The organism is Vibrio sp. 10N.286.52.C3 (genome assembly GCF_041468865.1).
GTDB classification, from domain to species: domain Bacteria; phylum Pseudomonadota; class Gammaproteobacteria; order Enterobacterales; family Vibrionaceae; genus Vibrio; species Vibrio crassostreae_C.
In genome coordinates this window covers 1-24,020 of record NZ_JBFRJM010000074.1, presented here as the reverse complement: position 1 = coordinate 24,020, position 24,020 = coordinate 1, and the positions used below count along the sequence as shown (strand labels likewise).

Below are 24,020 nucleotides of genomic sequence, written 5' to 3'. Positions count from 1 at the left end.
CGCTAATCCGCGATGAACCACAAAAAAGCCATAGCATGTTCGCTATGGCTTTCTTATTTCAATTTGATTACTTGGTTTGAGTATCAATCATCACTTGCCAGTATTCACATTTAGCCAAGAACTCTTTTAAATAAAGCTCTGGGTTAGCAAGTTTCTCACCGCCTTTAACATCAGCACCAGTCACACGCCAAAAGCCACGAGTGACCAAGTTTCGATGATAAATAAAATCGTTGAGTTCATTAGCCTTCAAAGGAAGTTGTTCACCAAACGTATTTTCGTAGCGGCTCAGAGTCGAGGCTTGTTCACTTGGCTTCTCCCTTAAAAAGGTATCCAAATCCAAACCTAATGCCTGTTGCTGATCTTTTGATAGGGTTTTAACTAATTTAGAGATCACACTGAACAGAGCCAACTCAACTTTTTGAGACGCTAATAACGATGCACCTAAAAGCGCATGTTCATTGGAAATGTGTTGCTCTGTTGATGAAACGGTTGCTGTTGTCACTGTGTTAACCTCAAATAATCATAACGGGTGTTACTGAACTGGATAGAGTCTTTTCACTAAGCTGAATCTTATTCTTGTCATTAAGAAGAATCTTGCAGCTAAGCAGAGCCTTTCAACTAAGCAGAATCTTTTAGCAGAACGCGGTCAGCATCAATAATGGTGAAGCCCGATGCATCTTCATTCTTTTCGACTTGCACTAAACCTTTAAAACCAATCTGCGACAGCTTCTTCGCAAGTTGATCTGGTGCTGTTTCAAAAACAACATTCATAAAAGGTAAAGACTCAGTATCAACAAAACCATGCTCGTTAAACAGTTCCATTGCTTGAGATAAATGGTCTGAGTCGGTTAATTCGATAATTTCTACAACTTCTTCCAACAACATTTTCGATTCCATATTCGCCAGAAAGTGACTGACACAAGCCGGTTCTTTTTGCTTGCATACATCCCGATGCCCTAAGACACCCCTTTAGTAGTAGGGATATCATAACATATTAATAATCGTAAAATATGTTTTATTTTCCCTAAGCTACTGGGAATACTAGAAAAGAATAGAAATTGGTGAAACATAAGCAACACCAATTCATAGTATCGATAACGGTAAACCTGATTTGAGGTGATCAGGCAACCGTTACTTGAGAATCGCCCGTTTCTACAATCGATTCTTGTAACAAGCCAGCATAAATACCATTGTGTGCCACCAGCTGTTGATGATTACCTTGCTCAACAATTTCACCCTTTTCCAACACCAAAATCGTATCTGAGTGACGAACGGTACTCAAACGGTGTGCAATCGCAATCACGGTTTTTTCCTTGAAAAGGCGCTGCATTGCTTTTTGAATCAGGTCTTCAGTGATTGAATCTACCGAACTGGTCGCCTCATCAAGCATCATCAATTGACCACCCTGTGCAACCGCTCGAGCGAACGAGATAAGCTGCGTTTGCCCTACAGACAAGTTAGAGCCGTTCTTTTCCAAGTGGAAGTCATAACCTTGTGGCAATTGTTCAATAAACTTATCGGCATAAACATAGCGCGCCGCCTGTTCAACCTCAGTTCTAGATAGATGCGTTTTGCCCAGCGCGATATTGAATTGGATGGTCTCTTCAAATAAGTGCACGTCTTGCATCATCATTGAGAACAAATGAGCAGAGTCTTCACTTGAGATCTGTGACAGCTCTATTCCATTCAACAAAATGCTGCCTTCATAGTCTTGGTAGGCTTTAGAGATCAGACGCAGAATCGTCGACTTGCCCGAGCCCGTCGAACCCACAAGCGCGATTTGATGCCCTTTCTCCAATACAAACGAGACATTCTTTAGAACGTAGGGAGAGTCGTCTTTGTAGCGGAAGCTTACGTTCTTAAACTCTAGGCTCACAAACTGTTCAAGCTGCTTCTCAACCTTGTTAGATGACAACAGGTTGCGCCCTTCTTCTTCAGTCGGCTCAACAAACAGCTCTTCAATATGGTCAAACGCTGCAAATGAACTCTGAATCGAAGCGATCTGCGAAGTAAAGTCACGGATCGGCACAAACACTTTCTCTAAAGTATTGATGAACGCAATCAGCACACCCAAGGTGAGCGCTCCTTCTATCACTTGCTCAGAGCCATACCAGATCATAATCGCGATAGTGATTGAAGTGATGCCGGAGATAAACGAGAACAAAATCGCATCGTATTTATTGATCTTCTTCTGCGCTCTTAAAAACTCATCGGTATAGCCTTGGTAGCGTTGCTCGACTTGCTCTTCCGCTCGGTACATCTGAACGGTTTTCATGCCAAATAAGACTTCTTGTAAAAAGCCAATACCGCGAGCCAACGAAGAACGAGTCACCTTATAGAGTGCACGAAGTCGGTTTCGTACATAAACCGTCAAATACATCACTGGTGGCATAATGATCAATACAATCATCGTTAACTGCCAATCAATAAAGAACATCATCACTAACAGAGCAATGGTATTGATGCTGTCTTTAACTAGCCCGACAACCGACTGAACAAACGTCTCGCCGATGGTTTCCAAATCACTGGTTAATCGTGAAAGCGTTACGCCAATCGGTGTGTTATCAAAATAGCTGCGTGGCAGTTTGAGCACGCGAGCAAACAACACTGAGCGCATGTCAGTTATCGTGTATTGCCCGGTTTTACGTAGGTTGTACGAATAGGTGGTATCCACCACATAGCTCGCCACCAGCACGGCAACGAGATAGAAGACGTACTCGAGCAGTCCATCCATATCCCCGTGACTCAGGTGAACATCGATCACTTGAATGATCAGCCAAGGGAACAACAAGCTCGTGATGACAGAAAGAGGAAGCATAGCGATGCCCAGAATCGCAGAGCCTTTGTATTTCTTAGCAAACTTAAAAAAGTGCTTGAGGTACTTGAGATCAACACGTTTTAACATGCTGCTGCCTCCGTTTCATTCTGCTGTAGTTGCCATGTATCGTAATAGTAATCACAGGTTTTCAATAACGTGGCGTGGTCGCCCTTCGCGATCACTTTACCTTCGTTCAACACGATGACTTCATCCATATATTCAAGGGCATTAACGCGGTGTGAAACCACAAGAACCGATTGATTTTCCAAACGTTTAAACAAACCTTCCAAGATCTTACGTTCTGTTTCATAGTCGACAGCCGATAGAACGTTATCCATGATGATCAGGTCGGTGGGTTGCAATAAAGCACGCGCAATACTTAAGCGCTGCTTCTGACCACCTGACAACATGATCCCTTTCTCACCGACTAAGGTTTGATCGCCGTGTTCAAAACGTGTCACATCACTAGCCAACTGGCTGAGCTCTAGCACTTCATCAACCTGACTCTTTGCCAAATCGGTATCTAGGCTACCAAAGCGGATATTGTCTTCGACGGTTGCTGAAAACAGGTAAGGGTCTTGAGTCACGGTTTTCACGTAACGGCGTAAGTCACTGCGTGAGAAGCTAGTGACATCTCTTTCACCAAGGAAAACAGAACCTTGTGGTACATCCAAGTGGTGGTTTAAGCAGTTCACTAATGTCGTTTTACCCGCTCCGATCCCGCCTAACACACCCACTTTCTTACCTGTTGGAATATCAAAGCTGATGTCATCGAGAATCACGCGTTCTTCACCTGAATAGCTGAAGCTGAGATTGCGAACGGAAAACGTTTTTCCCTTCAGCGATTCAACATCTAATTCAGTAAGCTTATCTTCATCTAGCTCTGGGACTTTGGCATTAAGAATGGTTTGTGCACTTTGGATACCGACCATGCCTCGCTGATAAATGGTCGCGATTCTGCCAAGTTGCATCAATGGCATAGCGAGCAAAACTGAGTAAGTCAGAAAGGCGGTAATCTCACCAAGTGTGAGTTCCTGTCTCATTAACATGTAGCCACCAAGCCCAAGAATGATGATTTTCATCAGGTCATTGGCGTAGTCGAGTACCGGCATAAAGAAGACTTGAATGCGTGTAATTTTAAGGCGGCATTCAAGCAATAACTGGTTCAGTTTTTCAGTTTCAGCTTTCACCCAAGGTGACATCTGCTGGCTCTTAATGAGATCAATCCCAGACAGGTAACTCATTAGCTGAGCAGACAGATTTTGTAGGCGCTTCATGTGCTCTAAATGCAGCGCTTTCATACGCTTGAAGCCCACACGGAAAATCACAAAAGCGATTGAGATAGGAATGATCGAATACAGTGTGAGTTCTGGCGATATGCGCCACATGTAAAGAGGCGTCAACGACAACGCAAGCAAGGCATTGAAGAACTGCAAGAAGCCGACACCAAACAGCAGTCGAATGCCACTAAGGTCATTGTTGATAATCGAGATCAGTCGACCCGAAGCAAAGCGTTCGTGAAAGCTGCTCGGTAAGCGATTCAACTTTTGTAGAAGTGTACTTTTAAGTGCGGCCTCTGTAATTCGCCCCGGATTAAGCGCATAGATACGAGACAGAATTCTCACCACCACCATGGCAACCGACATCCCGACCACAATCCCAACATAGGTTTGAAGCTGTTGGTGGCCAGTTGAAGAGGCATCATCAATCAAATCTATCGCCAATTGGATATAGCGAGGGATCTCTACTTGAAACCAGTTGACGAGAAAGATGAACACAATCGCCAATAAGTACGAGGTGCGATTCATGCGCAGATAATGGGCAATAAACTGTCTTTTATTCATAGTATTCTTTGTTTAGGGCAGGCTCACAGCGAGATTTAACGATATAACCGGGCAGTTAAGCTAGATAGGTTCATCGCTGAGGTAAAGATACATCAAAAACACTTAGTTGACAATATCAACCATATTCAATAATTAGTTTCCGCTATTAAATTTTAGCATTGCTAGAAACAATTTTGCCGCCAAAAGTGGCGGCAAATAAATAGCTTAGCAGGCTAGTATTGATAACGGCTAAAGCATCTCTTTGGCAATCAAATGCAGCAAAAAGGTTTCACGTTCAATACTCATGCCCTTCTTAGGGCTCTCTGCCATGGTCTTTTCGTTATGAGCGATCGCTTCATGGATATTCATCCACACCGGTTTCATCCCGTTTTTCACTTCATAATCTTCGTAAGCCGTTTCACCAAGCTCACGATCGATCTTGCATGAGTAGCAGTAAGAAATCATGTGCATCATGTCTGCATCGTCTTTGTACCAAGGACGAAACTCTTCAAAAATGCCGAACGGCTTGATGCTATGGATATTCTTCGCGCCAGTCTCTTCTTCGAGTTCACGAACCATACCTGCGATCACATCTTCCCCTTCATCCAAACCACCACCAGGAATGGTGTAGTCGTGATAACGCTCTGTATACAGCATCAGAATGTCTTCACCATCTAACACAATGGCACGGGCAGCGTTGCGCTTATAGACCGTTTTATTGTCTAGATGGTCGATATCAGGATGGATGGTTGTTTTTAGGTGTCTCATGATTCTGACTGCTCTACTGAATTTGGCGGCATCATATCATAATCATCAATAGATTCGAGGTTCACAACCGCTAGCCAGAACGGATCGGACGGGGATATTCCTACGGTAACTTGAATCCACTTAGCTTGATCTAACACTCAAAAAGTCGTTAAACATGAAGAAATATCAACCTATTTCAATATCTTGACCAAATTAGGACAACCTTTTCTGAAATCTAAAATATACTAATTTCATAGAGCTTCTCATTTGGTTCTGTAGAACTTAACGCATTCGATTATAGAGTTATCACGTAGGAGATAGACATGAAGAAAATTGGTTTGATGGCTGTATGTGCCGTTGTATTAGGCGGTTGTGCAAACGACTATGCAGAATATAGCGAGGGCCAACGTGTTTCAGTCGCTAACCCAGCAGCGGTTTATTGTGTTCAACAAGACGGTGAATTAGACACGGTTACTGAAAACAATCAGCGTACAACTTACTGTGTATTCGATGACGGCGAGCGCATTGAACAGTGGGAGTACTACCGCAATAACCATGAGCAAGATTCAGAAAACCAAAGTTAATCACTGTAAAAAAACACATGAGCCTTCTGGCACAATGTTATGGGCGATGATTACGTTCGAGCGGTTAAAAACATCGCTGAAGAAGGCACTGAGCTTCTAGCTTACTGTCTGATTGCCTTTGCGAGTTTAAAGACCGTTATTGGCATCACGAGAAAGAAATAATCACCTATCGCCACCAGCGATGTGTGTGATCCGATTCCGGATCTAAATAACGATTCAATAAAGTCAGGTTAGTATCTAGTAGAGCTAGGTATTCCCTGACTTTTTTTACATCGGTACCCACTGAAGTCTGCTGGATACAGCGCTCCAATGCTGGGAGTAAACTCTCCACAATGTCAAAGTCAGATGAACGTCCAACGAGCTCTTTGGCAGTGATCAATGCTTCCAAAGACAGTCTTTCTGGCTCTCGTCTAACCAACTCTAAATCTCGCTTAAATGCGCCCGCACAAACACCTTCAAGATAAACTCGGTAGGTCGTCAGTACGTCCATCAACAGAAACAATTGCCCCTGAGCACTTTGATGTGGGTATGGCACCGCAACATGAGCCTCCAACCTGCGATCTATTTGCTGCTCTACCCCAAGTGCGGAACACTTCTCGATGAGAACTTTAAGCAAACCTTGCTCGCCCATGAGCGATTGAATCTCGAATATACGTTGTAAATGGTAGTCATTCGAAACGAATGTCACTTGCACACTTTGCCCGCGAGTAAACAGCCCGCTTGCAATCATCTCTGAGGCCAAGTTCTGTATGTTCTCGACAGTGTTGGTCGAGTGCTGCTCGAGCAAAATCGCCCCTAAAGAAAACGGATGTTCACGCTGCTTTTCAAGCTTTCTAAAGTACTGGTGCATCGCGTCGGCTTCAGACAGTGTTTGCCCTTTTGTTAGCCCACCACAAAATGCTACCGCAGTTTGCTGATTCGACTCTTCTACCAAAGGCTCCGCCAGATACTCAACCAAAGCATCAACTCGACTGATTCCTTCATCAGTCAATTTATTCTCATTAAGTCGCTTACCCAGCACAATAAGGAGGTGATTAATGCTCATTTTATGTTCAAGTCTCGTTTTGGGGATTAGATGGAGTGAATTATGTATACAATACTTGTTAACAAAAGTATTTTGAAATTCTTATATGTTGCTCGCAATAATGCTCACTATTGATAGCGACATCTTAGGTAATACAAGAATAAACGTGTCGCTTTACAGCAAACATAGCACGCTCTTGTATTTCATCGCTCTATGCTTGTTAGCACTAGTCGATAAAAGAGCCCTTTCAATCAATGAATACGCTCTATCGCATAACTGTTTCACCCACAGAACAGGTTCACTCAAAGAAGTGCAACTAACCAAATACAAATTTTACACAGAGTTCGTCCATCGAACCGTCTTCACAGGAAGTTACTATGCTGTCTATTTTTGATATCTACAAAATTGGGGTTGGACCATCCAGCTCCCACACAAATGGACCAATGATCGCTGGGTTTAACTTTACCCAAAAAATTGATGCTCAGCTTAAGCAAGTGAAGCGTATTCAAATCGACTTATACGGCTCGTTATCATTGACGGGTATTGGTCACCACACAGACAGAGCGACCTTGTTAGGTTTGCTAGGTAACCGCCCCGACACCATTAAAATCACCAGTGCTAACCAAGCAATGCGTAAGGCGATTGAAGATAAATCTCTATTGGTTAGCGGTAACCATGAAATTTATTTCGATGTAGAAAGCGATCTGCTCTTCCACAAGACCAACCTTCCGCTGCATGAAAATGGTATGACTATCTCTGCCTTTAACGAAAGCGGCAGCCTTCTGGATATGGAAACCTACTACTCGATTGGTGGTGGCTTTATCGCAACCGCTGATGAGCTACAAAACGGCAAACAGGAAGCAGAAACTCAAGTTGAGTTCCCTTTCTCTTCTGCTGATCAGTTGCTTGAACTATCCGAACAACAAGGACTGAGCCTTGGTGGCTTAATTCTACGTAACGAAGTTTCATTCCAAGGTATGGATGTGATTGACCAGAAAGCCGACCAAATTTGGAAGGTGATGTCTCTGTGTATGCAGCGTGGCTTTGACACGGAAGGCATCCTTGATGGCGGCCTAGAAGTCACTCGTCGAGCACCTGCTCTGCTTAAAAAGCTTGAAGCGAATGCCTCGATTGAAAACGATCCAATGGAGATCATGGATTGGATTAACCTATTTGCCTTTGCCGTGAGTGAAGAGAATGCAGCGGGCGGTCAGGTCGTGACATCACCTACCAACGGTGCAGCTGGGGTTATTCCTGCGGTATTGATGTACTACCATCGTTTCATCAAAGAGCTAGACACCAAGCAGCTTAAAGACTTCTTGGCAGTCTCTGGCGCAATCGGCATCTTATACAAAACCAACGCTTCGATTTCTGGCGCAGAGGTAGGTTGTCAGGGTGAAGTCGGCGTTTCTTCATCAATGGCCGCAGCAGGCCTAACTGCCCTACGTGGTGGTAGCAACGAACAGATTTGTATTGCCGCTGAGATCGCGATGGAACACTCACTGGGCATGACATGCGATCCGATCGGTGGCCTTGTTCAGGTGCCATGTATCGAACGTAACGCAATGGGTGCAATGAAAGCCATCAATGCATCGCGCATGGCGTTGAAACGTACCAGCAAGTGTCTTATCTCGTTAGACAAGGTTATCGAGACCATGTACCAAACAGGTAAAGACATGAACAAGAAGTACCGTGAAACTTCTTTAGGCGGCCTAGCCGTGATCCACATGGCACCACCTTGTGAATAAAAGACAGGAACACGAGTGGAGAAAGCCTCTATAGAGACAGCATTCTTGTAAACTTAGTTTTCAATATCTCAACAAAGCCAGCCACCAAGCTGGCTTTTTTATTGGCTAAAGCCCAACAGCTAATTGAAAGTGATACTCACTCAAAATAACTTACAGAATGACTACCTCTAACTTTCCCTTTATTAGTTCATTACTTAGCCACAAATGATGATGGCTAAATTTCATACCGCCATGCATCCACTTGCAAAATCTAACGTTGCAAATCTCATTCATGAGAAATATGAATGCACTCATAAGAAAAGATATATCGAGTAAAGTTCTGCTTGGGACAGATGTTTAAGTTTATGTATTACTACTAATGATATTATAATCGGGCAATTACACTACATATTAATACAAACGTGAGAATAAAATAATGTGGAATAGATTAAACAAATCAATGATGTTCTGCCAAATGATGTTCGGACTTTCGTTCTATGGCGTCATGGTGATCTTGACTCGTTTCTTCCTTGAAGATCTGAACTACAATGAAGCCGACACCATGATGGTTGTTGGTGCTTTCTCTGCAATCGGACCGCTATTTGCTATCGCAGGTGGCTTTATCGCCGACAAGTTTTTAGGCGCCTACCGATCTTTAACCATTGCCTTCCTAGGGTTCGCAAGTGGTTACGTTCTACTGGTACTTGGTGCAGCAGCAACCAATGTTCCGATGGCATTATGTGGTATTGCGTTAGCAAGTTATGCACGTGGTTTGATGTCCCCTTCTTACCCAAGTCTTTACAAACGCACGTTCAAAACTCAAGAAGATTTTGAGAACTGCTACCCAATCAACTACTCAGTAAACAATATTGGTGCTCTGTTAGGCCAATACCTGTTCCCAATGCTAGTACTTGTTGTTGGTTTCCACGGTGGTTTCCTTCTTTCAGCGGTGCTAGCCGGTGCTGCGCTTCTGATGATGATCTTTGTTCGCAAAGGCCTTGTTGAAGCAAGTGCTGAAATCGACCAAAAACCAGTAAGCACTAAAAACTGGGCAGCGTTCCTTGGTCTTTCTGCAGCAATGATCGGCTTGGTATTCTTCATGTTCTCTAACATGGATATTGGCCAAAACATCGTGTACGCAATCGGTGGTGCAGCGATCATCTACTTTGTCTCTTTGATGATGAAATCGAAGAAATCAGACATGCTAAAAATGGGGACTATCTTAATCATCACATTCCTGACGACATGTTTCTTCGTGTACTACGGTCAGATGATGACTTCGATGACAATGGTAGCGATCAACACAATGCGTGGCGATCTATTTGGTTTCATCCCTGTCGCACCTGAAGCTTCAATGGCAATGAACCCACTATGGTGTATGGTTGCTGGCCCTATCATCGCGGGTATCTTCTCTAACCTAGAAAAGAAAAACATTAACTTCTCAACTGCAACCAAAGTCGGTTTCTCTTTCATCCTTACGGCTATCGCTTTCGGTATCCTTACGATGGCAGTAACGACAGTTGGTGACGATATTCTGATCCGCCCAGAAGTCTTCCTAGCGATTCACTTCTTCCTAGCATTCGGTGAAGTGATTGTAGGTTCAATGGTTGTAGCCTTCATCCTGTCTGTTGCACCTAAGCACATTGAAAACTTCTCAGTAAGCTTGTTCTCTGTTGCTATCGCACTATCAGGCATTGTTGGCGCGGTATTCTCAACGTCTATTGCACTAGAGAAAGGTCAAGAGATCACACAAGAGATCGTGCAAACGGTTTACGGTGATTACTTCCAAATGCTGACTGTTCTTGCCGTCGTGATGGTAGGTATCGCAATGGCAGCATCGTTCATTATTCGTAAGATGCTAGAAGCTGCGAAAGCCGCTGAAGAAACGATTGAACTAGAGCAAGCAAACAGCTAATTCTGTTCGCTGAGTCAAACCAATCCTAAGAGCCCTTTAGTTTTCTAAAGGGCTCTTTTTTGTAGGATCCGTTTCTCAATAGGATCTGTCGTATAAGTTAGGTAGTACATGTGTAAATCAAAGTAAATGATAACTATTAGTATTGAGTGTTTTTTAGTTCAGGATTATGATGTGGAAATCCAAATCTAAGAGAGCCTTATATGAGCAAGCCTAGCCCTATCACATTAACCGTTACTCAAACCTCAACAATTACTCCAAACATGCAGCGCATAACGCTTAGCGGTGAGGGATTAAGTAAATACCCAACAGAATGTGCCGGCGGCTACATCAAGCTTTTATTCTCGCCACTTGGCACGACTGATTTAAGCCAGCTAAACGAAGGTGAGCGCCCAACCATGCGCACTTACACCATTCGTCAGTACAATCCTGTAGAGCAGTGGATTGAAGTTGATTTTGTTCGCCATATCACTACAGATTTGCAATGTGGTTTTGCGGCTCGATGGGCAATGAACGCAAAAGTGGGTGACACGGTTTCAGTGGCTGGCCCTGGTTTAATTCAGGGGCTTAACCTAGAGTCAGACTGGTTCTTCTTAGTTGCAGACATGACGTCCCTACCTGCGCTTTCTGCAAAAGTAAAAACGCTCCCGGAACACGCAGCAGGCCACGCTGTCATTCAGATCAATTCAGTAGCAGACAAGCAAACACTTGAAGTACCTCAAGGTATAAAAGTCACTTGGTTAATTGAAGATGAAACCTCAGAGTCACTTTCACAAACCGTGCGCAACACAGAATGGTTAGAAGGTCAGGTTTCAATATGGACAGCGTGTGAATTTGAAAGCATGCGTGAGCTAAGACAATACTTCCGCAACGAAAAAGAAGTCGCGAAAGAGAACATCTACATCAGCAGCTACTGGAAACGTGGTGTCACTGAAGATGGCCACAAAGTGTTGAAACAGCAAGATGCTCAAGCTTTAGCAGGTTAAACCTGTCACTACATATATCTTCTTGCTAGATAAATAGAAAACGCCCTTAGCGAAGTTCATCTCGTTAAGGGCGTCTTAGTTTGAATCCGATGAAAATCAAAGTCGAAGTGTAAAATTAAATACTCTCCCCCACTTCAATCTCGTAACCGAGATCTAACTTCGCCACCCATTCATTGTTACCTTGCAAACGCGCTACAACTTGCTCTGCAGCGACTTTACCGATCTGCTCCCTAGGTGTTACGACAGTCGCTAAACGCGGCGTCATCGCCACTGTGATGTCGTGGCCGTGGAAACCTGCAATCGCCATCTGCTCTGGTACCTGAATACCACGTCGTACACACTCGTAAAAAGCACCAATGGCCAAATCATCGTTAGTACAAAAAATGCCATTCACTTCAGGGTGCTTCTCAAGTAATTCACCAATCAGCTTTGCACCAAGAGTAAACGAGGAAGCGTCTTCCGTTTGCAGCGTTACTGGCGTTTTGTCGGCTTCTTGCATCGCATGCTCATAGCCTGCCATTTTCAAGCGCGTACGTTCATCCATACGTGCCGCTAAGTAAGCGATATTGGTACGCCCTCGGTCGAGCATGGTTTTAGTCATCGCTCTTGCCGCTTCGAAGTTATCAAAGCCGACGGCTTGTTCAATTCTTGGCGATACCGAATCCATAATCTCAATCACTGGGATAGAAACAGTCTGCAGCATCTTACGCGCTCTATCAGTGTGCACGTTTTCTGAAAGGATAATCGCATCAACGTTGTAAGAAAGTAGCGAAGCGAAGCGATGCTCTGCTCTTCCAGTTCTGCGCTATAGCCATAGTGAGCAATCATGGTTTGGTAACCCGCAGGCGCGGTGACTTGCTCAATACCACGAATAACTTCAGCAAAAACTTGGTTAGTTAACGAGGGGACCAAAACACCAATCGCATTGCTTTTTGCGTTGGAAAGAATGTCTGGTGCGCGGTTAGGGATATAACCTAGCTCGTCTACTGCAGCACTGATCTTATCTCGCAGTGCTTCTGATACTTGAGAAGAGTCTCTCAGGCAGCGACTGACGGTCATTTTTGTGACACCAACTAAGTTGGCAACATCTTGTAATGTTGGACGTTTTTTCTTATTCGACATAATTAGTAATTATTATTTTTGAGTTATGTTACTGGTAACAGTGCATCCGACTGACGTGGAATTTGAAGCCTAATTTAGTAAAATGTTGATACAGCATCATAATTAAAAACGCCCTCTTGTTGAGGGCGTTATTGATTGTTTAAGCGTTTACTTTTACTTCAGTTCTTGGGGACTGACTCCAAGTAACATGGAATTTTTCGGCTTCCTCTCTATCGACTCGCGAATAGGTATGAGAACCAAAATAGTCACGTTGCGCTTGCAATAGATTCGCTGGTAACACTTCACAGCGCAGAGAATCAAAGTAGCTTAATGCAGAACTGATCCCCGGCATCGGCACACCATACAAAGCGGAGTTAGCAACGGCGATACGCCAAGCAAGCTCACGCTCTTCCACTTGTTTGATGAAAACCTCGTCAAACAACAGATTCGCCAGCTCACCATTTTGTTGATAAGCCGATGTGATACCTTGTAAGAATGCTGCACGAATAATACAACCTGCTCGCCAGATCTTAGCTATTTGAGTGAAATCGAGATTCCAACCCTCTTTGTCTGACGCTGTCTTTAATAAATCAAAGCCTTGTGCATAAACAGACAACTTGGCGCAATATAGGGCATCGTGAAGTTCAGAAATAACCTCTGTTTTATCCAACTGACTCGCATCGGCAACATTGCCTTTTAGCAGTTTGCTCCCTTGAATACGTTGTGATTTTTGACCGCTCATCGCACGTGCATAAACCGCCTGTGCAATGGTTGGAGTTGGGCAGCCTTCCTGAAGGCTGTTAACTGCTGTCCATAAGCCTGTGCCTTTTTGGCCAGCCTTATCAAGCACAACATCAACAAATGGTTTACCCGTAGCCAAATCTTCTTGTTGAAGAATGTCGGCACTGATTTCCATTAAGTAGCTATTAAGTACACCGTTGTTCCACTGTTCGAAAACTTGGCCAATCTCTTGAGCTGGCATTTCAAGTACATCACGCATGAACTGATACACTTCGCAGATGAGCTGCATGTCGGCATATTCAATACCGTTGTGTACCATTTTCACATAGTGCCCTGTACCAGAAGGACCAACATAGGCAGCGCATGCTTCACCCGCTTCAAACTGAGCAACCGGTAGCCCATTAGCATCCACTTTTGCAGCAATCGCTTCCCACATCGGTTTCACATATTGCCAAGCCGATTGGTCACCACTCGCCATAAGCGCCGGGCCAACACGAGCCCCTTCTTCACCACCAGATACAGCAGTGCTGAAGAAACGAAGCTTGGCTTTATAGTTAGCTTCGCGGGCTTCTGTGTCAGTCCATAAACTGTTGCCTGTATCGATAACAATATCGTCGCTCTCTAAACCGGCTTCTAGCAAATTACTCATTACGATATCGACAGGCTTTCCTGCAGGAACCGACAAAGCGATTACACGCGGCTTCGCGAGCCCTTGCAGCACATGCTCAAGGCTAGCCCCTTGTGTGAACTTACCTTTACCAGTAAACGATTCATTAAGCAACTTTGCTTCTGAACTGGCGCGATCAATGTTGTCTGTATTCAAGTCAAAGCCAGCAACGTTAAAGCCGTTATCCAGTAGGTTGAGTGCTAGGCTTTTGCCCATAACGCCTAAACCAATCATCGCGATGTCGTTTTTTAACTGAGTCATGGTTTAGCCTATCTGCTTAATTTGTTTGAGTGCACTTTCTACTACCTGTTCGACATCTTGTGAGATATCAACAAACAACGCATCGGCTTCATTCGGTTCAACCAAGGTTGCGAACTGGCTTTTCAACATTTCTTGACCATTGAAGTAATGGTTCTCGCGCGCTTTGTGGCGGTTCCAAATGGTGTCGAAGCTACCTTGTAGGTACACGATAACTAAACCTTCATTGTTCTTCCGTAGAATGTCGCGATATTGAGGTTTCAATGCAGAACATGCAATCACAGCACTTGGCTGCTCAATGTATTGCTTGTTGAGTGTTTCTAGCCATCCTTGACGATCTTCGTCAGTCAGCGGAATACCTTGACGCATTTTTTCTACATTGCTTTGCGGATGGAAGTCATCGCCATCAAAGAATTGAAGCTCTAAAGCCTGTGCGATACGGCTACCAATTAGGCTTTTTCCGCATCCAGATACGCCCATCACGAGTATTTTTTTGCTTTTCATAAGGCAAGCCTTCCCTAAGCCCCAACCAAAACAGGGGCTGACAATCGAATCTAATAGTTAAACTTGTGTTGCTGATGATCGGTTCCTGAACATTAGATTCGCTCTGGAACCTTTGCTGTTATTGCCACCAAAGCGCGAGCTGAGGGAAGATAATAACCAGTGCCAACACCAATACTTGAAGTGCAATGAACGGCAGTAGTGAAGAGAAAATCTCACCTAAGCTGATGTCTTTTGGTGCTACCGATTTCAGGTAGAAGGCCGCGGGACCAAACGGTGGTGACAAGAACGACACCTGCATGTTTAGACAGAACACAACGCCGAACCATACTGGGTCGAACCCAAGGCCAGTGATGATTGGTACGAAGATTGGCATTGTTAGAAGTGCCACACCTACCCAGTCAAGGAACATGCCTAGAACCAGTAAGATAGCCATCATGATTAATAGCGTTACTGTCGCGTTACCGCCACTGAGCGCAAGGATGGTTTCTTCAACAAAATCAATACCGCCCATCAGGTTGTAAATACCAACCAATGCACTAGCACCGATACCAATCCACATGATCATGCCGCAGGTACGCATAGTTGCGATGGCACTCTCTTTCAACATGCTGAAGTTCAGTTCACCACGGATTAGCGCACTGATCATGATACCAACCACACCCAAAGCAGACGCTTCTGTTACTGAAGCGATACCCGTGTAGATACTACCTAGAACTGTTGCTACAGAAAGCAGTGGGAAGAACAGAGCCTTGAAGTAGCTTGGCTGATTTGCGATATCTTCTTCTGTCTCATCATCACTCGGAAGAGGAGCCAGAGAAGGATTCAGCTTACAGCGAATCAACACGTAGCCGATGTAACAGCCCGCAAGAATAAACGCTGGCAAGAAAGACGCTTTGAACAGGTCTCCAATCGATACGCTAGCTGTCATACCGTAGATGATCAGTACGATACTTGGCGGAAGCATGGTACCAAGTGCGCCACCTGCACAGGTTGTACCGATAGCAAGCTTACGGTCATAACCCAAACGAAGCATTTGTGGCAGTGCGAGAATACCCAGTAGTACCGTTTCACCACCGATAACGCCTGACATCGAAGCCAATAGAACCGCGACTAATAAGGTTTGTACTGCCACACCACCACGAACTTTACGGCCGACAGATTTCATTGCATCAAACAAATCGCGAGCAATGCCCGAACGGTCTAATAAAGCCGCCATCAAAACGAACATCGGTACTGCTAAGAACACATAACCAGAAGCAAAACTGTAGGTACGGCTTGCGATCAAAGGTAAGGCATCAGGGCCAAACCAGCATAGAGTGAAGAAAATCGCGACAAAGCCTGTTACGAACGCTAGCTGCATACCGGTCAGTAGCAAGCCAATCATCATAACCAGCATGAGCAAGCTGCCCCATGCGATACCAATAGAAGATAAATCAAACATCGTCATTCTTCCTTAGACCCATCAACTCTTGGATTAGGTGCAATACAAACTGGACAACAAGAACACACAAAACGACAAAAATCAGGCCTTTCAGCAGCGCAGGATAAGGCGCGTTTAACACTGACCCTGATGTTTCAAGGCGGAATTCACCCCAAGGTGCAAACCATGCTTCCTCTGCGGTGAAGTAAGCCGCATAAGCGAGCATGCCGGCAAAGGCCAAACCTACAATGTGGTGAACAAGATTAAGATATTTGCGTGCTTGGTTAGACACTGAGTCGTAAATAAGAACCACACGTACATGCTTATTCGCAGCAAACGCGTAGATGCCACCAATAATGAATAAAGAACCACCGATGAAAGAAGCTGTTTCATGTACCCATGTGGTCGGGGCATCGAATGCGTAACGCATCACAACTTCATAAAATGAAATCAATACAGTAAAGATAAAAAACCAGCTCACGAGATTACTGAACTTTATAACAAAACGATCAAGCGCATTTCTTGGTTGCTCGTCGTTTTCAGCTGGGGCATGGGGAGTTTTGTCGGTCATGGGCCAAATTTCCTGGGAGAATACGGGAGAGCAATGCCCTCCCCCTTCAGTAAACTAAGTTTAAATTACAGTAAGCCGTTTTCTTCTAGGAACACAGTCACTGAGGTGTAAACTTTTCCTGCGTTATCAGAACGCTCTGCAAATACTTTCCATTGACCTTTCGCGATTTCACGGAACTTTTTACGTTCTTCTTGAGACCAATCATGGATAGTGATTTCTGGGTTCGCTTGAGCTTCTTTCAATGCCGCTTGGTCAGCCATTTTCAGCTGAGTTGTCATGTCGTAAGAGAAGTCACGAACTGATGTTTGCAGCATTGTTTGTAGATCAGCTGGCATCTTGTCCCATTTCTTCTGAGAAATAGAGATATCGATAAGCGGTAGTGAATGGAAACCCGGTTGAACTGGGTGTGTTGCAATGTCGTTCATGCCCGCTTTTTGGTTGGTAGAGAATACCGTGTAGTCCGCTGCATCAATTACGCCTTTGCTTAGGCCAGTAAATACTTCAGAACCCGGCAGGTTTACCGGAGTCGCACCCGCAGCTGCAAATACTTGTTGTACTAGGCCTTCAGGTGCACGCAGTTTAAGACCTTTAAGATCCGCGACACCATCAATTGGTTTTTTAGAAATGAAAGACTCAACACCCGTAGTAGAAGCACCAACGAACTGAACACCGTAAGGCTTATACAGTTCAGTCATTAGCTCGTTACCGCCGCCGTAGTTCATGTACTGAAGCAGTTGCGTTGTGTCTGACCATGCGCCAACCATGTTACCGATAAGGCCGAATGCTGGATCTTTACCAGAGAAGTAACCTGTTGCTGTGATGTGGCCATCTAAGATACCCATTTTGATCGCGCCTAGCGTTTCTGTGTGCTTAACCACAGCACCAACAGGCAATAGATCGATATCGATACGTCCGTTAGACATCGTTTCTACGCGCTCGGCCCACTTCTGCTGAACCTTGAAGTTCAAATCACCAGATGGATCTGAAGATTGAATCTTAAGTTTAAAGTCTGCAGCCATTGCTGAAGTAGCAAATAGACCAGTGAGGGAAGCGGCAATCAGCGTTTTAGTCAGAGCTTTCATTTGGGTATCCTTATGAGTTTCACAGAGTCCGGCTTGTTATTATATGTTACCGGTAACGCTGAGGTGGATGTTACCGGTAACTTTATAACCTTGTCTATGAGAAGGATCACATCTTTAACATTAGTAAAACGTTTGCTATCAATAAGGGCAATGTGACTGAAAAGTCACATTACAGGTTGGAGGTAGGATTTAATTTCTTTTTAAGTCAGTGAGATAACTAAACCTGCAATGATAAAAACGACGCCTACACCACGTGTAACGTGCCACTTTTCCTTTAAAAAGTAGATCCCCATCACTACGCCGAAGATGATACTTACTTGCCTAAGTGCCACAACCAAGCTGACGTTCTCTGTCATAGTCATCGCAAATAACACCAAACCATAAGTCGAAGCCATCATAATGCCTGCAAGCGTGGCTTTCTTTCGTAGTATCCAAGCATTAGTAAACTCGATTCTTTGGTTGGTTACGAATAACCAAACACTCAGCGGAATCACAATCGCCCAAAACTGAATGCCTAGGTAGAAAATCGCGGTGTGCTTGTTAGTTATAACTGGTGTGCTCAAAGGATCGAGTAACAGAAGCGCTTCTTTATCAATGATGGAATAACCCGTGGTACCAATGGCCGCGATTAACGCCCACAGTACGCCAAGGTTGAGATACGCTTTTAACCTAAAATCTGAAAACTTCTTAAGTGGTACAAACAAACAACCCAAGGTAATCAAGGTGAAGCCAAACCATTGATTAGGTGACAGCTCATAGCCTATCAACACCGTGCCTAAACCCACCATCAACACGGGCAGCGCTCGTGCCATCGGGTAAATCACCCCAATATCGGCCTGTTTATATGCAGCACCTAGCCCAATTTGATAAACAATTTGGCAAATCCCACTCAACAAAACCAATTGCCAAAATGGAAATGAGATGTTTGAAAATCCAACGTTATCAACATACCAAATTAGGTAAGGCGTCAAGATCGCGGCAGCGGCAAAGCCAGAAGCAAGGAAAAAAGACGACCCCGAACCTTGATTAGATTTACCTAGAACATTCCAACCCGCATGAAGCAGAGCCGAAATTATCACGATGACGATGGCAGAGAATTCCATTTCATTCCTAACTTATTAACTGACGTATAAAAGCCGTCGCTGAAAACGGGGGATAAAAAAGGCCTCTTGGTAAGAGACCTTTGATCGATTCAATTGGGCAAGCCCACAGAGTTACAGATATGCTAACGTTCTAACGTATGACTAGCGCTCTAGCTGCGCGATTGACTCAATACTGATCGCGTCATGACGCCAATACTCAATATCACAGTCAATCAGATCGCCGTTTTGATTGTAGTTAACACGCTCAACAACCATTGCAGGTGAGCCAGAAGTCGCACGCAGGGCTTGCGCTGTCTCGCCAAGTAAAGACGTTGTGCTCACTCGGTAACGGATCTTCTGATACACCACACCAAAGTGTTCGCGGTAGATGTCCGTCAACGATTTAGACAAGTCATAATCAAGCAAGTTAGGGAACAACTCTGGTCGAATGTAGTTGGTCACATACACAACCGGCCTATCTTCAAGATAACGAACTCTGTCTACTCGATAAACGTCCGAGAAAGGTTGTAACTCAAGAAGCCGAGTCGCCTCCTTGGTTGCTAACATTCCTTTCGCCGCCACCAACTCAGTTTTCGGCTGTCGATTCTGCGATAGAGCCATATTGGTGAAGTTCAGCGTTTGTGTTGGATCGTAGCGCAGTGGCGCTGGAGAGATAAACCAACCACGTCGGTCTTCTCGATAAATGCGCCCTTCCGCTTCAAGTGAAGACAAGGCTTCGCGTAAGGTAACTCGAGTCGTATCAAACGATTCAGCCAGCTTACGTTCCGCAGGCAGCTTCTGTCGTGGTGTTAACATCCCCGACTCTATCTGCTCTACGATGACATCTTTGATTTTTACGTACTGCACTTCATTTCCTTTCATTCTTGTTCTTGTCGTCAGCCACTCCTTGGCCAACTGCAATATAAGTGGTTCGCTAGCGTTTACGCCAAGCTTGGGTGCGCTTATCGAATAACTTGTTGATTAGCATATGAATCAACTTCGCACTCGCTGCAGATATCATGATCATCACCGCCATCGCTGCTGCTGCACCGGTTTGACCTGCATCGTCCATATTCAGTACTGATACTGACGCTGGAATCGTATTGGTAGAATACAAGAATACTACCGCAGATGTCGTGGTAAGTGCATTAATAAACAGGTATGTCGCAATATCTAAAATCGCCGGCAGACAAACAGGTACCGTCACCTTAAAGAACAGCTTGTATTGCGGTAAGTTTACCGAAGCCGCTGTTGCTTCAATTTCGGAAGGCAGTTGTTTCAATGCCGTTAACGCCGTCATGTGCCCTACCGTGTAGTAGTGAACCACGGTATTAATCACCAAGAACGCCATCGTGCCATACAAGAAGTTAAGTGGGTTACTCAAATCATTGAAGTAGAAGATATAACCCAAACCCAGCACCATACCCGGAACGGCCATCGGAACAACGCTGAGCATTTGCATCGCTTGACGAACAGGACCGAAGGCGCGACCTTTCTCAATGCAGTATGCACCTAAGAAAATCAGAACAGTACCAATAACCGCAGTCCAAGCACCAAGCGTTAAGGAGTTGAAGAATGGCGCCCAACCATAAGTACTCATTTCTGCGAAGTTGTAGTTGTTTAGCGTCAGCGCTTTGTTCCAAGGCCAGAAGGTGACCATCGAACCGTATATCGCCATGCCCAACACAATAGCCACAGCAGCAGAGATGATGGTGCAATAAAGGAAACATAAGCCATCACGTAGTGAACTAGGTTCAGGTTGGTACGCGACAGAACGAGTATCAAACAAGCTCTTTTGTTTCTTTTGAACCCAGCGGTCAACGGTAAACGCAAGCAACGCAGGTAATAGCAGCAAGATACTGGTTACTGCACCCATAGAGAAGTTCTGTTGACCAACCACCTGCTTAAAGATGTCAGTCGATAACACGTTGTAGCTACCACCTATCACCTTTGGCACACCAAAGTCACAAACCACCAGCGTAAACACAACGATCAGGGTACTGATCAAGCCGTATTTTGCCGCAGGTAACGTCACCATAAAGAAAGTTTTTAACGATGAAGTATTGAGTGCACGTGCTGCCTCATAAAGGCGAGCGTCAGAGGTTCTTAATGAGGTGGTTAGAATCATCAAGGCGTGTGGAAACGTCCAAAATATCAAGCCCAGTGAGATACCAATCAAACCATAAACCGAGTTGCCCCCCAAGACTTCTTTAGCGATACCTTGGTTACCAAATAAGAAGATAAGACTGATTGCAGGAAGCAGTGACGGAGCAAGAATAGGCGCAGAACCCAGTACTTGAAAAAGCCCCTTAAAAGGCATGCATGAACGAGTTAGCGCATAGGCATAACCAAACGCCAAGACACCCACGATTACGGTCACTAGCAATCCAAGCGTGAAGGTATTGCCTACCGACTGCCACAGGCTTTGAGACGCAAAATACGTAGCGAAATTCTGTAAACCTACAAATTCACCGTCTGCGTTCTGAACACTCTTTTTCAACATTGCCCACAGTGGCATCAGGATAAACAACGTCATGACCACAGACAAAAAGGCCAACAGCCCAAATAGAATTACGTTGTCTTTGCTTAACCGAGCCAGAAAAGGTTGTACTCGTCGTTGAATTAGCAGCTTAGATTGCATCATTTGAGTCGATTCCATGATTGATTACGCCGCCTCGTCTTTCATCACTTGCAGGCTTTTCGATGAGTAAGCTCTAAGGCCTTCTTGATCAAACGCCACGTAACGAATATCACTGCGACGCAGCTTCAATCGGTTGAACTCTTTGACGGGTACATCAACGATGATCTCTTTCGCCGTTGAGTCATGTTGCAATTGACACTCAACACGATAAAACGCCCCTAAGAATTCGCTTGATACGATTCTCACTGGCAAGGATTCACTAAAACGATCAACAAACTGGATTTGCTCTGGACGAACGGCAATATCAAAAACATCACCCAGATTTGGCGTGAGATTATCTAAGCCAGGTAACGGCAGCATTGACTCAGCAATACGCATCTTGCCTTGAGCCGCAACAGAAGCTTGAATAAAGTTCATGCTACCAACAAACTCAGCCACAAAACGACTGACAGGTTTTTGGTAGATCTCTTGAGGAGCACCGACCTGCTCGATAACACCATGATTCATCACGACAATACGGTCTGCCATCGTTAACGCTTCATCTTGGTCGTGCGTCACCATAATAGTGGTGATACCCAATTTGCGTTGCAGTTGGCAGATCTCATCACGTAGGTGTGTTCTTACCTTCGCATCCAACGCAGAAAGCGGTTCATCGAGTAGCAACAAGCCTGGAGACAAGGCTAATGCGCGAGCCAGAGCAACACGCTGCTGCTGTCCACCAGATAGCTGATTTGGAAATTTCTGACCAGACGTTGGTAAGCCAATGGTCTCTAACCAAGACTCAACCGTCTCAAGGGCTTCTTTGGTCGACATGCCTTGGTTTTTCAGACCAATCGCAATGTTTTCTTCCACAGTGAGATTTGGAAACAAAGCGTAAGATTGGAACACGATGCCAAAGTCGCGCTTTTCTGGTGGCAAGAAGGTCGTATCATTACCGTTCTGCTCAATAGAACCTGACGTTGGTAAGTCTAGGCCTGCAATCGCACGTAATAAGGTGGTTTTTCCACAGCCAGATGGGCCAAGGAAGCAGACGAACTCGCCTTTATCTATCGATAGGGAGATGTCTTTTAACGCTGTAAATTGGCCAAATTGCTTTACAACGTTTTCAATATTCAAATAAGTTTGGTTGCTCATACTACAGCACTCTCTATATGGTATATACCAAATTTAAACTGAGAATATTGCAGTTGAGTGACAAATTTATAGTAGCTAAATGACAGTTATATTGCAGATATAATAAGCATTAAGGATTGCTATTTGTTCAGCATTAACAGTTCGTTCAACGTTGAAAGCCCTCAGTGACTTGCCCATAAATCACTGAGAGCTTTAATGTAAACTTCTAATTTAAACGCAAGATTAATCTATGATTCAACCTTGTCGGCTTTGCCCGCCGCACCTGCGAGTTTGGATAACTGTTTATCTAGCCACAATGGCGTGTTACCCGAATCTTCCGCGTTCTCTTTTCTTCGTACCGCATCACGCACCATCATCGCACCTACCCAACGAAATGGCTCTGGCGGGAAGTGTCCTAACGGGCCTTTAGTTAAACCGCTTCGTGTCCAAGCATTGTCGATATCGAGCACCATTGCTGACAAAATCTTCCCGCCCATACGGGTTTGAGCAACGCCATTTCCAGAGTAACCAAGCCCATAATAGATGTTGCTTTGGCCTTTTAGATTACCGAAAAATGGCAATCCGGTGACCGAACGATCTGAGCCGCCAGACCAGTTGTAATCGAATTCACTTTGTTCCAATTTAGGGAACAATTTTTGGAACGATTGATTGAGAATCGGTAGGTAGTTAGTCGTTTGGTTGAACATGCTTTCAACCTGATTCGCAAACGAGAATTTATTGCCGCCTTTGCCCAACATGAGTCGTCCGTCCTGGGTATCTCGGTAGTAGTGGACAAAGATACGCGAATCTACCACCGCCGCCCCTTTCTCTGGGCCAAATTGCTTGAGCTTTTCCGGAATGGGCTTGGTCACCACCATATCTGAAGAGACAACCACAATGCTGCGTTTGAACTCTTTGAAGTGATCGAGCATCCACGCATTGAGTGCCAAAATCACTTTATCCGCAAATACTGACCCGCCTTTGGTTTGAATTCGAGCGGGAGAGCCATAGTCGAGTGATGTCATTTCTGTGTTTTCGTGAATTTCGACACCCAATTCGATCGCAACGCGGCGTAAGCCTCTCGCCAATAACGCTGGCTGCACACTACCCGCAGCTTCTGAGCAGTAACCCTCAATGTGGCGTTCAGATCCCGCTTTATCAGCCAAAGAATTGTCGCACTTCTTCCAGCTATTGATACCCCAGGGCGCGAGCACACTTT

The 24,020-nt window shown here is 44.7% G+C and carries 21 protein-coding genes and 1 pseudogene; 5 read left to right on the top strand and 17 right to left on the bottom strand.

Annotated features, from left to right (window positions below; genetic code table 11):
- Positions 1-67: 67 nt before the first annotated feature.
- From AB4138_RS21505 to AB4138_RS21485, 5 genes are all read right to left on the bottom strand, one after another.
- On the bottom strand, positions 68-502 hold the full coding sequence (locus AB4138_RS21505) for a hypothetical protein (RefSeq protein WP_102319749.1): 435 nt from the start codon (positions 500-502) through the stop codon (positions 68-70).
- A gap of 116 nt (positions 503-618) precedes the next feature.
- Complete coding sequence (locus AB4138_RS21500) at positions 619-885, bottom strand: hypothetical protein (RefSeq protein WP_017067627.1); 267 nt, start codon at positions 883-885, stop codon at positions 619-621.
- Positions 886-1,120: 235 nt separating this feature from the next.
- On the bottom strand, positions 1,121-2,905 hold the full coding sequence (locus tag AB4138_RS21495) for an ABC transporter ATP-binding protein (RefSeq protein ID WP_372148128.1): 1,785 nt from the start codon (positions 2,903-2,905) through the stop codon (positions 1,121-1,123).
- Positions 2,899-4,662 (bottom strand): ABC transporter ATP-binding protein, encoded by a 1,764-nt coding sequence (locus AB4138_RS21490; protein ID WP_372307618.1) that lies wholly within the window; start codon positions 4,660-4,662, stop codon positions 2,899-2,901. Before AB4138_RS21490 ends, AB4138_RS21495 begins: the two co-directional genes overlap by 7 nt.
- A 228-nt stretch (positions 4,663-4,890) precedes the next feature.
- The gene (locus AB4138_RS21485; protein ID WP_017059522.1) at positions 4,891-5,409 is read right to left on the bottom strand and encodes an NUDIX hydrolase; all 519 of its coding nucleotides are present in this window, start codon (positions 5,407-5,409) and stop codon (positions 4,891-4,893) included.
- Positions 5,410-5,711: 302 nt separating this feature from the next.
- Between AB4138_RS21485 and AB4138_RS21480 the strand changes: the two genes are divergently transcribed.
- Both AB4138_RS21480 and AB4138_RS21475 read left to right on the top strand, forming a co-directional pair.
- Positions 5,712-5,972 carry a DUF333 domain-containing protein gene (locus AB4138_RS21480; RefSeq protein ID WP_017059521.1) on the top strand — a complete coding sequence of 87 codons (261 nt, stop codon included), beginning with the start codon at positions 5,712-5,714 and terminating at the stop codon, positions 5,970-5,972.
- Between the two features lie 39 nt (positions 5,973-6,011).
- Positions 6,012-6,134: a hypothetical protein gene (locus tag AB4138_RS21475; RefSeq protein WP_017059520.1), complete on the top strand. Its 123-nt coding sequence runs from the start codon at positions 6,012-6,014 to the stop codon at positions 6,132-6,134.
- A gap of 4 nt (positions 6,135-6,138) precedes the next feature.
- Here AB4138_RS21475 and AB4138_RS21470 read toward each other — a convergent pair whose 3' ends face one another.
- On the bottom strand, positions 6,139-7,017 hold the full coding sequence (locus tag AB4138_RS21470) for a YdcF family protein (RefSeq protein ID WP_017064809.1): 879 nt from the start codon (positions 7,015-7,017) through the stop codon (positions 6,139-6,141).
- A 356-nt stretch (positions 7,018-7,373) separates the two neighbouring features.
- Here AB4138_RS21470 and AB4138_RS21465 point away from each other — a divergent pair, with 356 nt between their 5' ends.
- The 3 genes from AB4138_RS21465 to AB4138_RS21455 all read left to right on the top strand — a co-directional run bounded on the left by AB4138_RS21465 (position 7,374) and on the right by AB4138_RS21455 (position 11,621).
- On the top strand, positions 7,374-8,744 hold the full coding sequence (locus AB4138_RS21465) for an L-serine ammonia-lyase (RefSeq protein WP_017059518.1): 1,371 nt from the start codon (positions 7,374-7,376) through the stop codon (positions 8,742-8,744).
- A 415-nt stretch (positions 8,745-9,159) separates the two neighbouring features.
- Entirely contained in the window at positions 9,160-10,638 is a 1,479-nt protein-coding gene (locus tag AB4138_RS21460; RefSeq protein ID WP_080582209.1) for a peptide MFS transporter, read from the top strand.
- Between the two features lie 200 nt (positions 10,639-10,838).
- Positions 10,839-11,621, top strand: coding sequence for a siderophore-interacting protein (locus tag AB4138_RS21455; RefSeq protein ID WP_372307615.1), 783 nt, complete (start codon positions 10,839-10,841; stop codon positions 11,619-11,621).
- A gap of 115 nt (positions 11,622-11,736) precedes the next feature.
- Here AB4138_RS21455 and gntR read toward each other — a convergent pair.
- From gntR to AB4138_RS21400, 11 genes and pseudogenes are all read right to left on the bottom strand, one after another.
- Positions 11,737-12,743, bottom strand: a pseudogene (gene gntR / locus AB4138_RS21450) (gluconate operon transcriptional repressor GntR).
- Positions 12,744-12,882: 139 nt separating this feature from the next.
- A complete protein-coding gene (gene gndA / locus AB4138_RS21445; RefSeq protein ID WP_372307613.1) occupies positions 12,883-14,391 on the bottom strand; it encodes an NADP-dependent phosphogluconate dehydrogenase in 1,509 nt (502 codons plus the stop codon).
- Positions 14,392-14,394: 3 nt separating this feature from the next.
- The gene (locus AB4138_RS21440) at positions 14,395-14,892 is read right to left on the bottom strand and encodes a gluconokinase (RefSeq protein WP_017059513.1); all 498 of its coding nucleotides are present in this window, start codon (positions 14,890-14,892) and stop codon (positions 14,395-14,397) included.
- Between the two features lie 118 nt (positions 14,893-15,010).
- Positions 15,011-16,333 carry a TRAP transporter large permease subunit gene (locus tag AB4138_RS21435; protein WP_017059512.1) on the bottom strand — a complete coding sequence of 441 codons (1,323 nt, stop codon included), beginning with the start codon at positions 16,331-16,333 and terminating at the stop codon, positions 15,011-15,013.
- Positions 16,326-16,883: a TRAP transporter small permease subunit gene (locus AB4138_RS21430; protein WP_017079674.1), complete on the bottom strand. Its 558-nt coding sequence runs from the start codon at positions 16,881-16,883 to the stop codon at positions 16,326-16,328. Before AB4138_RS21430 ends, AB4138_RS21435 begins: the two co-directional genes overlap by 8 nt.
- A 65-nt stretch (positions 16,884-16,948) precedes the next feature.
- Positions 16,949-17,965, bottom strand: coding sequence for a TRAP transporter substrate-binding protein (locus AB4138_RS21425; protein WP_009845626.1), 1,017 nt, complete (start codon positions 17,963-17,965; stop codon positions 16,949-16,951).
- A gap of 200 nt (positions 17,966-18,165) precedes the next feature.
- The gene (locus AB4138_RS21420) at positions 18,166-19,068 is read right to left on the bottom strand and encodes a multidrug transporter (protein WP_372307611.1); all 903 of its coding nucleotides are present in this window, start codon (positions 19,066-19,068) and stop codon (positions 18,166-18,168) included.
- A 141-nt stretch (positions 19,069-19,209) separates the two neighbouring features.
- Complete coding sequence (gene phnR / locus AB4138_RS21415) at positions 19,210-19,914, bottom strand: phosphonate utilization transcriptional regulator PhnR (RefSeq protein ID WP_372307622.1); 705 nt, start codon at positions 19,912-19,914, stop codon at positions 19,210-19,212.
- 67 nt (positions 19,915-19,981) lie between these two features.
- Positions 19,982-21,691: a putative 2-aminoethylphosphonate ABC transporter permease subunit gene (locus AB4138_RS21410; RefSeq protein ID WP_372307608.1), complete on the bottom strand. Its 1,710-nt coding sequence runs from the start codon at positions 21,689-21,691 to the stop codon at positions 19,982-19,984.
- Positions 21,692-21,712: 21 nt separating this feature from the next.
- Positions 21,713-22,822, bottom strand: coding sequence for a putative 2-aminoethylphosphonate ABC transporter ATP-binding protein (locus AB4138_RS21405; protein WP_017067332.1), 1,110 nt, complete (start codon positions 22,820-22,822; stop codon positions 21,713-21,715).
- Between the two features lie 227 nt (positions 22,823-23,049).
- Positions 23,050-24,020, bottom strand: a 971-nt coding sequence (locus AB4138_RS21400; RefSeq protein WP_372307605.1) for an FAD-dependent oxidoreductase, incomplete at its 5' end; no start/stop codon positions are given.